At 54.0% G+C, this 14447-nt stretch carries 13 protein-coding genes; 5 read left to right on the forward strand and 8 right to left on the reverse strand.

Annotated elements, in window-relative coordinates:
* Positions 1-291 precede the first annotated feature (291 nt).
* The 3 genes from KCR01S_RS17240 to gss form a co-directional block, all read right to left on the reverse strand.
* On the reverse strand, positions 292-2580 hold the full coding sequence (locus KCR01S_RS17240; protein ID WP_061284301.1) for an FdhF/YdeP family oxidoreductase: 2289 nt from the start codon (positions 2578-2580) through the stop codon (positions 292-294).
* A 453-nt stretch (positions 2581-3033) separates the two neighbouring features.
* Positions 3034-4215, reverse strand: coding sequence for an aminotransferase-like domain-containing protein (locus KCR01S_RS17245; protein ID WP_061284303.1), 1182 nt, complete (start codon positions 4213-4215; stop codon positions 3034-3036).
* Positions 4216-4312: 97 nt separating this feature from the next.
* Positions 4313-6178, reverse strand: a complete 1866-nt coding sequence (gss, locus tag KCR01S_RS17250; protein WP_061284305.1) for a bifunctional glutathionylspermidine amidase/synthase — start codon at positions 6176-6178, stop codon at positions 4313-4315.
* A 156-nt stretch (positions 6179-6334) separates the two neighbouring features.
* Between gss and KCR01S_RS17255 the strand changes: the two genes are divergently transcribed.
* The gene (locus KCR01S_RS17255; RefSeq protein WP_061284307.1) at positions 6335-6883 is read left to right on the forward strand and encodes a DsbA family protein; all 549 of its coding nucleotides are present in this window, start codon (positions 6335-6337) and stop codon (positions 6881-6883) included.
* A 50-nt stretch (positions 6884-6933) separates the two neighbouring features.
* Complete coding sequence (gene yghU, locus KCR01S_RS17260) at positions 6934-7800, forward strand: glutathione-dependent disulfide-bond oxidoreductase (RefSeq protein WP_061284309.1); 867 nt, start codon at positions 6934-6936, stop codon at positions 7798-7800.
* A 31-nt stretch (positions 7801-7831) separates the two neighbouring features.
* Here the strand turns inward: yghU and KCR01S_RS17265 are convergent, their stop codons facing one another.
* Entirely contained in the window at positions 7832-8122 is a 291-nt protein-coding gene (locus KCR01S_RS17265) for a DUF2623 family protein (RefSeq protein ID WP_061284311.1), read from the reverse strand.
* Between the two features lie 190 nt (positions 8123-8312).
* On the opposite strand from KCR01S_RS17265, the gene KCR01S_RS17270 reads away from it, so the two are divergent.
* A complete protein-coding gene (locus KCR01S_RS17270) occupies positions 8313-9353 on the forward strand; it encodes an aldo/keto reductase (RefSeq protein WP_061284313.1) in 1041 nt (346 codons plus the stop codon).
* A 69-nt stretch (positions 9354-9422) separates the two neighbouring features.
* On the opposite strand, the gene KCR01S_RS17275 is transcribed toward KCR01S_RS17270, so the two are convergent.
* Positions 9423-9920 carry a TIGR00645 family protein gene (locus tag KCR01S_RS17275; protein ID WP_052281899.1) on the reverse strand — a complete coding sequence of 166 codons (498 nt, stop codon included), beginning with the start codon at positions 9918-9920 and terminating at the stop codon, positions 9423-9425.
* Positions 9921-9992: 72 nt separating this feature from the next.
* Positions 9993-10502 (reverse strand): ESA_00282 family adhesion-associated protein, encoded by a 510-nt coding sequence (locus tag KCR01S_RS17280; protein WP_061284315.1) that lies wholly within the window; start codon positions 10500-10502, stop codon positions 9993-9995.
* Between the two features lie 103 nt (positions 10503-10605).
* Here KCR01S_RS17280 and KCR01S_RS17285 point away from each other — a divergent pair, with 103 nt between their 5' ends.
* Together KCR01S_RS17285 and KCR01S_RS17290 are read left to right on the forward strand one after the other, a co-directional pair.
* Positions 10606-11001 carry a hypothetical protein gene (locus tag KCR01S_RS17285; RefSeq protein ID WP_061284317.1) on the forward strand — a complete coding sequence of 132 codons (396 nt, stop codon included), beginning with the start codon at positions 10606-10608 and terminating at the stop codon, positions 10999-11001.
* A gap of 1 nt (position 11002) precedes the next feature.
* A complete protein-coding gene (locus KCR01S_RS17290; RefSeq protein WP_061284319.1) occupies positions 11003-11446 on the forward strand; it encodes a hypothetical protein in 444 nt (147 codons plus the stop codon).
* Here the strand turns inward: KCR01S_RS17290 and KCR01S_RS17295 are convergent.
* Both KCR01S_RS17295 and KCR01S_RS17300 read right to left on the reverse strand, forming a co-directional pair.
* Positions 11419-12951 (reverse strand): glycoside hydrolase family 43 protein, encoded by a 1533-nt coding sequence (locus KCR01S_RS17295; RefSeq protein WP_061284324.1) that lies wholly within the window; start codon positions 12949-12951, stop codon positions 11419-11421. The two genes, KCR01S_RS17290 and KCR01S_RS17295, sit on opposite strands and share 28 nt — an antisense overlap.
* A gap of 10 nt (positions 12952-12961) precedes the next feature.
* Entirely contained in the window at positions 12962-14389 is a 1428-nt protein-coding gene (locus tag KCR01S_RS17300; protein WP_061284325.1) for a glycoside-pentoside-hexuronide (GPH):cation symporter, read from the reverse strand.
* Positions 14390-14447: the final 58 nt, after the last annotated feature.

Below are 14447 nucleotides of genomic sequence, written 5' to 3' on the forward strand. Positions count from 1 at the left end.
TTGATTTGAATCAATTTACATGCCTAACCGACAAAATAGCTAAATTGATTTCAAAGCAACAACAGGTAATAAAATTATCATTAATGGGTAAAATTCCCGCTGACGCCCACACCTATAAGGGGTAGAAATAGGGTTTCACGCCGATAGCACGAGCGGATGAGAATGGTGCAGAGGAAAGCGGGCCTGCGCGTATGTTGCCCGCAGAGGCCCGTATGATGGCAGTCAAATCAGAGGAAAAAGACGTCCTGCAGGCCATATTGTGTTAACAGGGCCCGCAGAAGTCTGCGCGAATCAGGCCTTACTGATGATAACCGGTACGCTCTTATAGGCCGGGGTCAGGCTTTGGCTATCCACCGCATCCAGTGACAAAAGTACGTTAGCCTCCGGGAGATAGGCTCCGATAGAGCCCGCCGCCATGCTATAGACCACCACCGTTAGCCCAAACATGGCGCGCTTAGCATCAGGCTGGCCGTTATCATCCAGCGCCTGGAGATGGACGATATCCCCTTCAACCAGGCCGCGTGCATCGGTTTCCGCCTGACTGAGAAACACCACGTCGCGGCGACCGGTGATCCCACGATAGCGATCGTTCATCCCGTAGATGGTGGTGTTGTACTGATCGTGGCTGCGCAGCGTAGCCAGCACCAATGCATCGGCGGGTTGCTTATCGCGCTCAACGGCGCGCTGGCGGCTGACAACAAAGTTGGCTTTGCCGCTCGCGGTGTGCCACTCCCGGCGTGAAGCCGGCGTATCCATCCGAAAACCGCCCGGCTTTTCAATCCGCGCATTATAGTCAGCGAACGCGGGGATCACGTCGGCAATCGCCTCGCGAATCAGATGATAGTGGCCACTCATCGCCTCCCAATTCACGGGAGAATTCGGCAAGGTGGCGCGCGCCATTGCCGCTACGATGGCCGGCTCCGACTTCAGCCACGGTGATGCCGGTTTCAGCGTCCCGCAGGAGGCGTGCACCATCGACATCGAATCTTCAACGGTGACCGACTGGATCCCACCTACCTGCACGTCGCGTTCGGTGCGCCCCAGCGCCGGTAGCAGATAGTTATGTTTCGCCAGCAACAAATGCGAACGATTGAGCTTGGTGGCCACATGAACCTGTAAATCCAGCTTTTTCATGGCTTCAAAGGTGCGCTGCGGCTGCGGCATTGCTACCGCCAGATTGCCACCCATACAGATAAGCGCTTTCGCCTCTCCCCGCTCGATAGCGCGAATGCTCTCCACGCTGGAACGGCCATGCTTACGCGATACGCGGATAGTAAAGCGAGCTTCGAGACGCAGCAGAAACGCTTCCGAAGCGGCTTCGTTGATCCCCACCGAGCGGTCGCCCTGCACGTTGGAATGGCCGCGCAGCGGACAAATACCCGCTCCACGTTTCCCCATATTCCCTTTCAGCAGCAGCAGGTTAACCAATTGCTGAACGTTCTCGGTGCCGTTTTTGTGTTGAGTGATCCCCAAACCGTAGCAAATGATAGTGGCGTTCGATTTATCATAACGATACGCCAGATCTTCCATCTGGCTGCGCGTCAGACCTGAATCCTGCTCCAGATCCGCCCAGCGGCATTGGTGCAGGTCATCATACAAGGCCTGATAGCCCTGGGTATGCTTAGCCAGAAACGCGCGGTCGAGGCACGGTTCCTGGCCAAGCAAAATTCTGGCTTCATCCATCTCAATCAGCGCTTTCATCACGCCTTTAAGCAGCGAACTATCGCCACCCATTTTGACCTGGTAGTAATCGTTGCTCAGAACGGTGGACTGCCCTTTAAGCATGTCAGTTGGGCTTTGTGGGAAGCTAAAGCGCTCAAGCCCCCGTTCTGCCAGTGGATTGATAGAAATAATACGCGCGCCGCGCTGCGCCACTTCCCGAAGCGTCGTGAGCATACGCGGATGATTCGTTCCCGGATTATGACCGATACAAATCACCAGATCGCAGTGCTCAAAATCCTCGAGCTCAACGGTGCCTTTCCCCATCCCAATAGACTGGGTCAGCCCGGCGCTGGTCGGGCCATGACACATATTGGAGCAGTCGGGGAAGTTGCTGCTGCCGTATTCGCGGGCAAACAGTTGATAGAGGAATGCCGCTTCATTAGAGGTACGTCCGGAGGTATAAAACTCTACCTGTTCCGGGGAATCATAGCTGCGTAGCCGTTCGCCGATCTCGGCAAATGCCACCTGCCAGTCAACGGCCTGCCAGCGATCGGTGGCGCGGTCATACTTCAGCGGATGCGTCAGGCGGCCGATATTTTCCAGCTCATAGTCACTGTAGTTCCAGAGTTCGGCCACCGAATGCTGGCGGAAAAACGCTGGCGATGCTTTCTTACTGGTTGTCTCCCAGGAAACCGCTTTAACCCCGTTTTCACACAGTTCCATCGGTGAACGATGCTCGGGGTCAGGCCATGCGCAGCCTGGGCAGTCAAAACCTTTTACCTGGTTCATCCTGAACATGGCGATAATATCGCGCGCAACGGCCTTCTGTGAAAATACCGACGTCGTCACTGCTCTGACCGCGCCCCATCCACCTGCCGGCCCCTGATAGCCGTTTACACCCTGAACACCCTGACTCATTTTTACCGCTTATTCTGTAGGCTATTTCAATGGTGAATACGGTAGCAATTTCGTTGGGCTAAAGATTTCCTCTTCACGGAGTACGCACGTTCTACGCTGTACGGGTTAGGCCAGCGCTCCCTGCAGGTGGCATATCCGCTCACCCGCGGTCAGCGTAAATGCACTGTCCCACAATAAAAATGGGGTTGATCTGATACGAACAACCTCTTATTTTCATCGCTGTTTTTTTTACCTGGGTCCTACGATGTCGACGATGAGTAAAGCGCACGCGGTAGTGAACAGCGGAATAAGAAGAAGAATAAGCTGAGGAATTTGTTATGTGGTTATTTATTGGCACCACCGCCGTCGCCATTCTGGCTACGCTGATGCTGGTTTGGCTTGACGATAGAATTGCCGATCCAGAGTAAAGACGGAGCATGTTCCGCGCCGCAGCATGGCGCGGAACATGACGTATTACAGCGACTTCGCCAGGCGTTCTACGGCGGTCACCAGCCCTTCTTCAGAGACGGTCGAGTAGGATAAACGCAGGGTGCGGGTATCCGGATTATCGTTATAGAACGCTTCACCTGGCACGTACACCACCCCATTTTCCAGCGTCTTCTCCAGCCACTTCATGGTATCAAACGGATAGCGGAAGCGAGCCCACAGGAACATCCCGCCTTTCGGACGGCTGAACTCCAGATGCTCGCCCAGACGGCTTTCCAACGCGTTAGCCAGCGCATCGCACTTCTTGCGATAGTCTTCACGAATCAGCGCAATCTGGCTTTCCAGACGGTTCATGCTGAGGTATTCAGCGGTGATCACCTGCGACAGCATGTTGGTGTGCAGGTCGGCGGCCTGTTTGACGATCACCGTCTGTTGCGCCAGCCAGTCGGGCATGACGATCCAACCGATACGCATCCCCGGCGCGAGGATCTTCGAGAAGGTTGAGGTGTACACCACCTGATCTTCACAGCCCAATTCAACGGCGTGCTGATACAGCGGGCGCTGCACTTCATCGGTAAAGCTGATTTCGCCGTACGGATCGTCTTCGATGATCACAAAGTCATGCTGTTTTGCCAGCTCGACCAGCCGACGGCGACGATCGTCGCTCAGGGTTTTGCCGCCAGGGTTACCGAAGGTGGGAACCAGATAGACTGCTTTGACGGTGGTGGTGGTCAGCAGCTCGGCGAGCTGTTCCACCAGCATGCCGTGGTCATCGGTATCGACGCTGAGAATATTAGCCTGCGCCAGTTGGAAAACCTGCAGCGCCGCCAGATAGGTCGGGCGCTCAACGACAATCGCGTCGCCCGGGTCGAGCAACGTGCGCGCCACGATATCCAGCGACTGCTGTGAACCAGAAGTGATGTACACGTGGCTGGCCTGACAGGCCACGCCGCGCGCCTGGCACAGTTCGCTGACCGCCTGACGTAGCGGCGGATAGCCCTCAGTCAAACCATACTGGAACGCATCGTTGAAACGTTCGCTCATCACCTTCTGCACCGCCAGCTCCAGCCCTTCGGTATCAAAAAGCTCCGGGGCCGGAATACCGCCACCGAGAGAAATCACGCCGGGTAATTTACTGTGCTTTAAGAGTTCGCGGACGGCGGAGGGTTTGAGTTCACCCGCGCGGACGGCGAGGCGCCGATCGTGCATAGTCTTTTCCTTTTCTGTCTTGTAGTTGTGTTTATTGCCAGCGGATTTTTAAAAGTAGCCCGGTCAAACGCAGCGACGTCGGGCTACTTATCCGCCTTTATTCGTTATCTTTAATGACGACCAGCGGTTCGATATCGCTCTCTTTTTTAATCACCAGAGAGTCATCGCCCCGCAGGCAGGTGCCGCCATAGTTACCGCCAACGGTAAAGGTACATACCTGAATATATTTTCCCGCCACGTTTGGCAAGCACCAAAGTTGCTGGTAAATATTTTTTCGGTCGACAAATTTCCCGCTGGTCTGATCCAGCAACTGGTCGTGGCCGCTGACTAAATCGATATTGCTGCCGCAGCGGCCGGAAATCGGCTTCACGGCATAGCCGGTTTTCGCCAGATGCTCACTGACTTCAAAATCGGTATCCAGCAGATACGGGTGGTTCGGGAACAGCGACCACAGTACTGGCAAAATGGCTTTGTTGCCGGGGATCACCGTCCAAAGCGGCTCAAAGACCATCACTTCCGGACGCAGCAGCACATCAATCAGGCGCACTTCGTTATCCGGATGGCCGGTACGGATCGGCACCGCCGCGTACTCGCTTTCACTGACTTCACGCACCTGCTCAATGGCGGTTTCCCACGCCCAGGTTTTCCACACGCAGTTCACCAGACGCCCATCGCCATCAATCAGCTGGCCTGCAGCATCCCAGCGCAGCTCGTCAAGGCCGTAGAGAATTTTGCACTCAAACCCTGCCTGGGTCAGCGCACGCTGCATAAACTGAGCGTGATAGTTTTCTTCGAGATCTTTGTCCTGCATGATGTGGACAAACGGTCGCGCCAGGCTGTGTTTCCACGCGCCCACCAGCTCGCTCAGCAGCTCTTCCGCCGGGTTATGGCCACTGCCCTGATAGCCGGTTTTCAGCCACTGTTCGAGGATCAGACCACCTTCCGTATGGCAGGATGCGGAGTCGGCGTTGTATTCATAGACCTTCAGCCCACGCTCATCCATACAGAAATCCATCCGCCCGGTGATCATGTCATGGCGACGACGCTGCCACGACAGGCGCAGACGCGGCCAGAGGATTTTCGGGATATCAAACAGCGCCAGCAGATTGTCATCGCGCATCACTTTATCGGTGGCGTGGAGATACATCAGGTGCATCTCGTTGGTCGCTTTAATCAGCTCCTGCTCCGCACTTTCCGTCATGGTGAAGTACTGATACGGATCGCGGTTAATCACGTGGCCGTTCGCCGCAACGTACGCTTTTTGCAGCGAGTCGCGCTCATCCAGCCAATCGCCGTCGAACTGACCGTGATTATCGAGACGTGCTCCGCCAAGCTTCAGCGCTTCACCAGCAATGGCGGGCTGAGGCAGGCTAAAACGGGCGTCGTCGGTCTGGATCATCCAGCCGAGAATCGTGGTGTCGTCAAAGGTGTCATGCAGAATGTAGTGGCCGTCTTTGACTTCAAGCATCAGTTCACGGGTCCACTGTTGCCCTGCCGGCAGCGGCGAGTGCAGCACGTTCTGCTCGGCGATTCGCACCTTGTTGCCAAGCAGTTGGGTGATCACCGCTACGTGCCCGGTTTCATTAAATTCCCCCCCCTTCTGCCAGATAAGTAGTGAGCCGACGAGCGGCGGGCGGCGTGAACCGTTGGCGAAAGCCTGCAACGGCAAAATGGCGTCATTCACCACCTGGCGCAGATAGCGCAAAGAAAAGATCTCGTAGGCCATGCCAACGTCGGTGAAGACAAATCCGTAGGTGATAAACAGGAAGCGGCGGGCAAACTCGACGCATTGCCACTTGTAGCCCATGTATTCGTTGTCGATGTAGCTGCGAAACGATGCGTCGTCAGGCATGTCGCCTGGCTTTAAACTGCTGTAATTCGAAGAGTAAATGGCTACGCCGCCCGGCGCATACCCCAACAACGTGCCAAATGGGGCGTCACTATTGGTACTTCCCGTATTCATGAACCTTCCTCAAACATACCGTGCGATTTAATCGCCTGAACGTTGAAATTTATCCGACAAAAGTGGATTAATCATACACCCGAGTATGCGAGGATGACCCATTACAGGGAAAAATAATCCTCCGAAAAATCGCCATCAATGACATCAGGAGTCCGCATGAGTTTACAGGCACAGCCGCTGGTTTGGGGCCATGGAGCGCGCACGTTCGAGGTGTTTCTGGAGCCCACCTGCCCATTTTCCGTAAAGACTTTCAATAAGCTGGACGCGCTGCTGGCGCTGGCCGGTGAAGATAAAATCAGCGTAAAAATTCGTTTGCAGTCGCAGCCGTGGCATCTGTTTTCCGGCGTGATTGTTCGCTGCATTCTCGCCGCCTCCACCCTGACGGACGGCAAAGCCGCCGCACATAAGGTGATGCAAGCGGTCGCTGACCATCGCGAAGAGTTTGAATTTACCGATCACTGCAGCGGCCCCAACATGCAGGCCACGCCGCAGGAGATCATCGAACGCCTGGAGCGCTACAGCGGCGTACCGCTGGCCGAGGCGTTTGGCCACCCCGAGCTGCAAAAAGAGATCAAATGGCACGCCCGCTATGCCCGACAGAACGGCGTTCACGTCTCCCCAACCTTTATGGTTAACGGGCTGATTCAGCCGGATTTAGGCAGCGGCGATGACGTTAGCGTCTGGGCAGCGCGGCTTTTTGCCTGAGACTGCTACACTTTCACCCTCAACACATCATCAAGAAAAGGCGAGCGATTATGTCAGAGAACACCTATCAGCCACCCAAAGTCTGGGAGTGGACGCAAAGCAGCGGCGGCGCATTCGCCAATATTAACCGCCCGATTTCCGGTGCCACCCATGAGCAAGCGTTGCCGGTGGGTCATCACCCGCTCCAGCTCTATTCTCTGGGCACACCTAACGGCCAGAAAGTCACCATCATGCTGGAAGAACTGTTGGCGGTGGGCGTCACTGAGGCTGAGTACGATGCATGGTTAATCCGCATTGGCGAAGGGGATCAGTTCTCCAGCGGTTTTGTCGAAGTGAACCCGAACTCAAAAATCCCTGCCTTGCGCGATCACTCAACCACCCCGCCAACCCGCGTGTTTGAGTCCGGCAACATTCTGCTTTATCTGGCGGAAAAATTTGGTCACTTCCTGCCAAAAGACCCGGCGGGACGTACCGAAACGCTGAACTGGCTATTCTGGCTGCAGGGCTCAGCCCCGTTCCTCGGCGGCGGCTTCGGCCATTTCTATAACTACGCGCCGGTCAAAATTGAGTACGCGATCAACCGCTTTACCATGGAAGCCAAGCGCCAGCTCGACGTGCTGGACAAACAGCTGGCGCGCGGTCGTTATGTCGCCGGAGAGGAGTACACCATCGCCGATATGGCTATCTGGCCGTGGTACGGTAACGTGGTGCTGGGCAACGTCTACGGCGCGGATGAGTTCCTTGATGCGCAGAGCTACAAAAATGTCATGCGCTGGGCGCAGGATATTGCCAGCCGTCCAGGCGTGAAGCGCGGTCGTATCGTCAACCGCACCAATGGCCCGTTAGATGAGCAGCTGCATGAGCGTCATGACGCCCGCGATTTTGACACCAATACCGAAGATAAACGTCAGAAGTAAGCCATTATAGCCGGGTGCCTGGCACCCGGTTTTACTGCCCTTCCAGTCGGTACCCCGCCATAAAGTAGCGCACGGTGGTGCTGGAATCGTGCTCCTTAAAGAAATCCATCACCATTTCTTTATCCAACCCGTAGCGGCGCGTCAATATCCCCGCTTCCCAGGCGCTGAGCTGACGATCGCCGGTTTTCTCAAACATGCGATGCGAAAAACCCAGTACGAAGCCGCGCTTGTAGTCCGCGCAAAATCCGACCACTTTCTGCGCACTATCGGCATAAGGCGCCTTCATTCCCGCAATCAGCCCCTTACCAAAATGGTTATCCATCGTTCCCCCTCCCCCAATCGTTATATATAAAATTATATAGCGATATTTTGAGCGATGGCTAGCGCTATTTGCCAGCTACCCATAAAGAGGCACCACGCGGGCTTTTTCCATGCATGTGATCGAGCCAACGGGCATTTATGTCGAAACAACGTATCGTGGAAACAGCGTTTCAAAAATGAAAGGAGAAGTTATGGCCTGGCAAGCAAACCCAGCCCGTTATGAAAGTATGCAGTATCGCTACTGCGGTCGCAGCGGCCTCCAGCTTCCCGCGCTGTCTCTCGGCCTGTGGCACAGTTTTGGTCACATCCACGCACTCGACGAACAGCGTGCGCTGCTGCGAAAAGCCTTTGACTGCGGAGTCACCCACTTCGATCTCGCCAATAACTACGGTCCTCCACCGGGTAGCGCTGAAGAGAACTTCGGCCGCCTGCTACGTGACGATTTTGCCGGCTATCGCGACGAACTGATTATCTCGACCAAAGCGGGCTACGACATGTGGGCAGGGCCCTACGGCTCCGGCGGCTCACGCAAATATCTGCTGGCCAGCCTCGACCAAAGCCTCAAGCGTATGGGGCTAGACTATGTCGATATCTTCTATTCGCACCGGGTCGATGAGAAAACGCCCATGGAAGAGACCGCCGCCGCGCTGGCGCAGGCGGTACAAAGCGGTAAAGCCCTGTACGTGGGAATCTCTTCGTATTCAACCGAACGTACTCAGGCAATGGTTGAACTGCTGCGCGAATGGAAGATCCCGCTGCTGATCCACCAGCCTTCTTATAACCTGCTAAACCGCTGGGTAGATAAGAGCGGCCTGCTCGATACCCTTGAACACAACGGCGTCGGCTGTATTGCTTTTACGCCACTGGCGCAGGGGTTGCTGACCGGCAAATACCTTAACGGTATTCCCGACGGTTCACGCATGCAGACAGAGGGCAAAAAAGCGCGCGGCTTGACCGAGAACATGCTGAGTGAAAGCAACTTAAGCAGCCTGCGCTTGCTCAATGAGATGGCGCAGCAGCGCGGGCAGTCGATGGCGCAAATGGCGCTGAGCTGGCTGCTTAAAGATCCACGCGTCACGTCGGTTCTGATTGGCGCTAGCCGTCCGGAGCAGATAGAGGAGAACGTGAAAGCGTTAGATAATCTGCATTTCTCGCCTGAAGAGCTGGCGCAGATAGATAAACACGTGGCGGATGGGCAGCTAAATCTCTGGCAGGCGTCGTCTGATAAATAGATCATCAGCGTTTAAGCAGGCCGGACAAGGCGTTATCCGGCCTGCTGTATTTTGGGGTATAGGCTGAGGTTAGCCTTTTTTCGCGCGGGTTACGCTATCAAGGTAGCCCATCACAAACGCGGACAGCACGAAGGTCAGGTGGATAATGACGTACCACATCAGCTTGTTATCTGGGACGTTTTTAGCATCCATAAACACCCGCAGCAGGTGAATGGACGAGATCGCCACAATCGACGCCGCCACTTTATTTTTCAGCGAGGTGGCATCCATCTTACCCAACCAGTTCAGCTTCTCTTTATGGGTGCTGATATCCAACTGCGAGACGAAATTTTCATATCCTGAGAACATGACCATCACCAGCAGCCCACCGACTAACGTCATGTCCACCAGCGACAACAGAGTCAAAATCAGATCGGCTTCTGCCAAACTGAAGATATTCGGCAGAACGTGAAAAATCTCCTGAAAGAACTTGATGGCTAATGCCAGCAGCCCCAGTGAAAGGCCAAAATAAACCGGGGCCAGAATCCAGCGCGATGCATACATCATATTCTCAAAAAAGCGTTCCATAGTGTCCCGTTGATCAGTCAAATTCGGCTGAGAGTATATCGCAACTACGCAACATAACTTCAACAGTAATAATTACACATCATGAGGACGAATGAATGGCCGTTGGTAGTCTGGCCACACCAGGGCAACCAGCTCTGGATAGGCTTCCTGCGCGAACTCCTGGTAACACTGCTGAAGGCTTGTCACCACCGGATCGCCCAGCGTGACCTGTTCACCCTTGAGGCAGCGGCGTTTAATTTCATCGTAATACTCGTAGACGGCGCCGTTGAGATCGCGACAACGCTCCTGCGCCTCAAATAGGCCAGGCGTTTCTTTTAATTCATCTATCGACATGCGCTTAATCGTGGACTGGAGAAAATCGATATACTCATGATTAATACGCCAATACCATGGCGGCGTAATGGTGCTCATCAGCCCGGCGAAATGGTTTTCCCCTTCATCTTTGTTCAGCGGCGTGGCGACTGTTGAGGTAACAGTTTCATTCTCAGTATCAGCAGTTTCGTTATTTTGGCCATACATGAAAAATAAAATAATGACGGTGAGTAACAGCAACACCATCACGAAATAAATAATACCGCTCATGGTTTTCTCCACTTTTTTTGATTTTAAAAGTGCACCATGATAATGTCAACGAACCTCACTATAATAAAAAACACGCTCCAGCCAATCGAATGATGACGCCTATATGATAGCTGAAACCCTTATCCCAGCCCGCTTTTGCATCTCCGCCGTAGACGCTGAGAGCACTGATGTGAAGCCGCTTCAGCTCGTCGAGCCGGAGAAAGCCTCGCTCGCCGATTGGCAGGATGAGATATTGATCAGCGGCGGCCAGTCCCGTAACCCATTGCTCGAGGAGCGCGATCGTCATATTAAAGATAGATTATATCGCGTGGCTAAAATTGAAGCCTTTGCCCTTATGCTAAATAATTTAGTGGTTCAGGGAGAGATCTCCGCGCTGGAGTTAAGTCAAATTATTGAGTTAAAAACCCAGGACATTAATGAAGATGGTAATAAAATCTGGCTTAATTTAATGACCCAGGAAAGAACTGCCCCACTGTTTTATAATCTGACGGAAAAGTAGTATGAAACTTGTCGATGTTACTGAGGCTAATATAACGTTAAGCCCACAGATAAGTGATGAAACTCTTCTCCAGCGGAACCTTCAGGCGCTACGTGATGAAAAAAACGCCGAGGGGCGCCGCATTTCCAGCCCTTCTGCACCGATTCCCGCCGCGTTGGTCAAAATGAAGTGGCAGAACCGTCGCGAAATCTATGCCTACCAGGTCAAAGAAGAGATCTTTGGCTCTGCGCTATGTGAAGTAATGGCGCGTTATCCTCACCTGAGAGACAAAATTCTCGCACATACCGAGGCCTGCTATCAGCACGTGCTGAGTCGGGAGACCGCGACCCTAGAGATCAGCCGCGGCCTTGCCGATGGTGATTACCGGACTTCAAACGTCATTCTGAAAGTGGAAAAAGACGAAGAAAAGCGCCCGGATCAGCCGGTTATCTCCAGAGCAAAATGATCGAACGCGCAGAAACCATCCGACTTGGTTGATTCGAGCGACAGCGCCAGCAGCCCTATTTTTGCCCCAACCCACTTTCCTTTACCGGCAGCAAAGGGCTGTGCGATTGGATACCAGTCGCTGTCATTCTGCCGCCATGCGAAGCGACAAATCCCGCCCAATGAAACCTCGATCTTCATTTCGCAGCTCGCATCATCAATAACCGCTATCGCCTGACGATTCTCACTGACGATACCCGCGTCGCTCATCCAGCCGGTTACCCATAGTATCCGATATCTGCCATGACTATTTTCCAGTAACAGCGAGGCATAGCGTTCGCCGTAGACAATCACCCCGCCCGCATCACCGGATTTCTCCGCATTGAGCGTCAACGAAGTCTGGGCCGAGAACTGCCATGCCGGAAACTTCTGCAGCAACAGATTCGGTACCCAGTAGACGTTATTCTTTTCTTGCAAGGAAGGAAGCCCGCAACAGTGAAGATTCAGCTGCTGCTTCCCGGGTAGCAGCCACTCAGGATTGGGGTTGGCCTGCCATTGCCACTGCAAACCGGGTTTGCCGTTGGCAAAATCATCACTCGTTTGCGGCTTTTCACGTGGCGATGCTGGCAGGCTAACCGGGCGCGGCCCGCGCATGACAGGCTGACCTTCGCCATTTTCCCCTAACGGTTCGCCAATGCGCGGCCAGCCATCGTCTCCCCAACACATCGGTTGTAGGTGCACAATACGACCGTACAAATGTGCATCCTGGAAATGAACAAACCAGCATTCGCCATCGTCGAGTTCAACCCAACCGCCCTGATGCGGGCCATTAACCGGGGTATTTCCCTGGAAGAGAACGTTTTTCACCTCCCAGGGCCCCTGCATACTTTTGGCACGCAGGACGGTTTCCCAACCGGTTTCCACCCCGCCTGCCGGAGCAAAAATGTAGTACCAGCCGCCGCGTTTGTAGACTTTCGGCCCCTCCAGCGTTGGCTGATCGCAGCTGCCGTCGTAAATAATCCGCCCTTCGCCCTGAAGCTGCTTACCGTCAGGCGACATGGAAAATAGCTGCAGTTTGTGCTTAATCCCACTGCGGCTGTGAGCAAAAGCGTGTACCAACCATGCTTCACCGTTGTCGTCCCAGAATGGACAGGGATCGATCCAGCCCTTGGCCACTTGTAAACAATGAGGTTCGCTCCACGCTCCCCAAGGATCGTCGGTGTGACACATGAAAATCCCTTCATCCGGGGTACTGAAAAACACCCACAGCTTATTATCATGCCAACGTATTGATGGCGCCCAGACGCCTTTGCCTGGCTGATATTCATGAAAACCGGCCAGCGGTAACGCGTTAAAAACATGATTGATGATTTTCCAGCTCACCAGGTCAGTCGAATGGAGAATCGGCAACGCTGGCATGTGGTTAAAGCTGGAGGAAACCATAAAGAAATCATCCCCTACCCGCACGATATCCGGATCCGAATAGTCAGCGCAGAGGATCGGATTCTGATAGTCATTCGCTGTCATCATATCCTCCTTAAGCCTTACGCCATTCGCCGGGTACGGCGTCGGGCTCCACGTCTACCGCCACGCTGTTTGTCTGCTGCCGAGCAGACAGATCGCGTTGAATGGTGGCCATGGCTTGATCATCAAGTTTATAAAAGCGCGACAACCACCACAGCACCAGATAGGAGAGCGATGGCCCCAGCGTCAACAGCCCGACAATCCCCATCGTCGCCAGTGGCGTTTGTACAGAAACCCCCGCCTGATAGCCAAACAATCCCAGCGAGAAGCCCACGACCGCACCGGCAACCGCCATCCCCATTTTCAGCGCAAACAGATTGCCAGAGTAAGACAAACCGGTAATACGACGACCAAATTTCCACTCACCGTAGTCAGCGGCATTAGCCATCATGTTCCATTTAAACGGTTGGTACATCTGGTGGAAGAAACCAACAAGGAAATACAGCGGGAACACCACCGGCAGCCAGGTTGGCGGCACGAAGAACATCACCACACCTACCACAACCAACAGCAGGTTAATACTTTTAAACAGCGACACTGCGCGATAGCGTTTTGCCAGCCAACCTGCGGCCATACTGCCGATAATGGTTCCGACCACACTGGTTGATATAAACGCCGACTTCATCGCGGTCCCGGCGGCAGACTCAACGCCGCCCATCATCAGATAGGTGGCATAGTACAGGGTCGCCGCGCCGCGCATGACCCCGGCCATGCTGGAGAAAAAGGTGATAATTGCCACAATTCGCCACTGATCGTTTGCCAGCAATGAGCGCAGATCTTCACGAATACTGTTTTGCTGTTCAACCGCGGGCGCTACGCGTTCTTTCGTCGAGAAGAAGCAGAACAGGAGCATCACAATAGCAATGGCCCCCATGATCCCCATGGTGGCCTGGAAGCCAAACTGCCTGTTATCTTTCCCCAGGTAATCGACAAGAAATAGGGTCGCCACGGACACCATCAGCCCGGCGATGGAAGAAATAGTAAAACGGTAGGACTGTGCCGAAAGGCGATCTTTTTCATCACGCGTAATAACGCCGCCCAGCGCACAGTAGGGGATATTGATAAAGGTGTAACACAACATTAGTAAGGTGTATGTCAGGTAGGCATATACCAGTTTGCCAGACTCACTAAACGCCGGTGTCGTAAAGGTCATAACCGCCAGTACAGCATAAGGAACAGCAAACCAGATAAGCCAAGGGCGGAAGTGCCCCCAGCGAGTTTTCACCCGGTCGGCAACGATGCCGGTGAGCGGGTCAGTTATCGCATCAAGTACGCGAGTGACCAGGAACATAACTCCCACAGCCGCCGCCGAGAGTCCGTAAATATCCGTGTAAAACCAGGTCAAAAACATCGTTACCGAAGAGTAGACAATGCCGCAAGCGGCATCGCCCATGCCGTATCCCAGCTTTTCTGAAATCGACAATTTTGTATCGTTTGCCACGAGGTAATCCCCCCTAATTGAAGAGGTTTCAATGTAGGAGGATGAAAAAAACAATCCT

This window comes from Kluyvera cryocrescens NBRC 102467 (assembly GCF_001571285.1).
In the GTDB taxonomy this organism is placed as follows: Bacteria; Pseudomonadota; Gammaproteobacteria; order Enterobacterales; family Enterobacteriaceae; genus Kluyvera; species Kluyvera cryocrescens.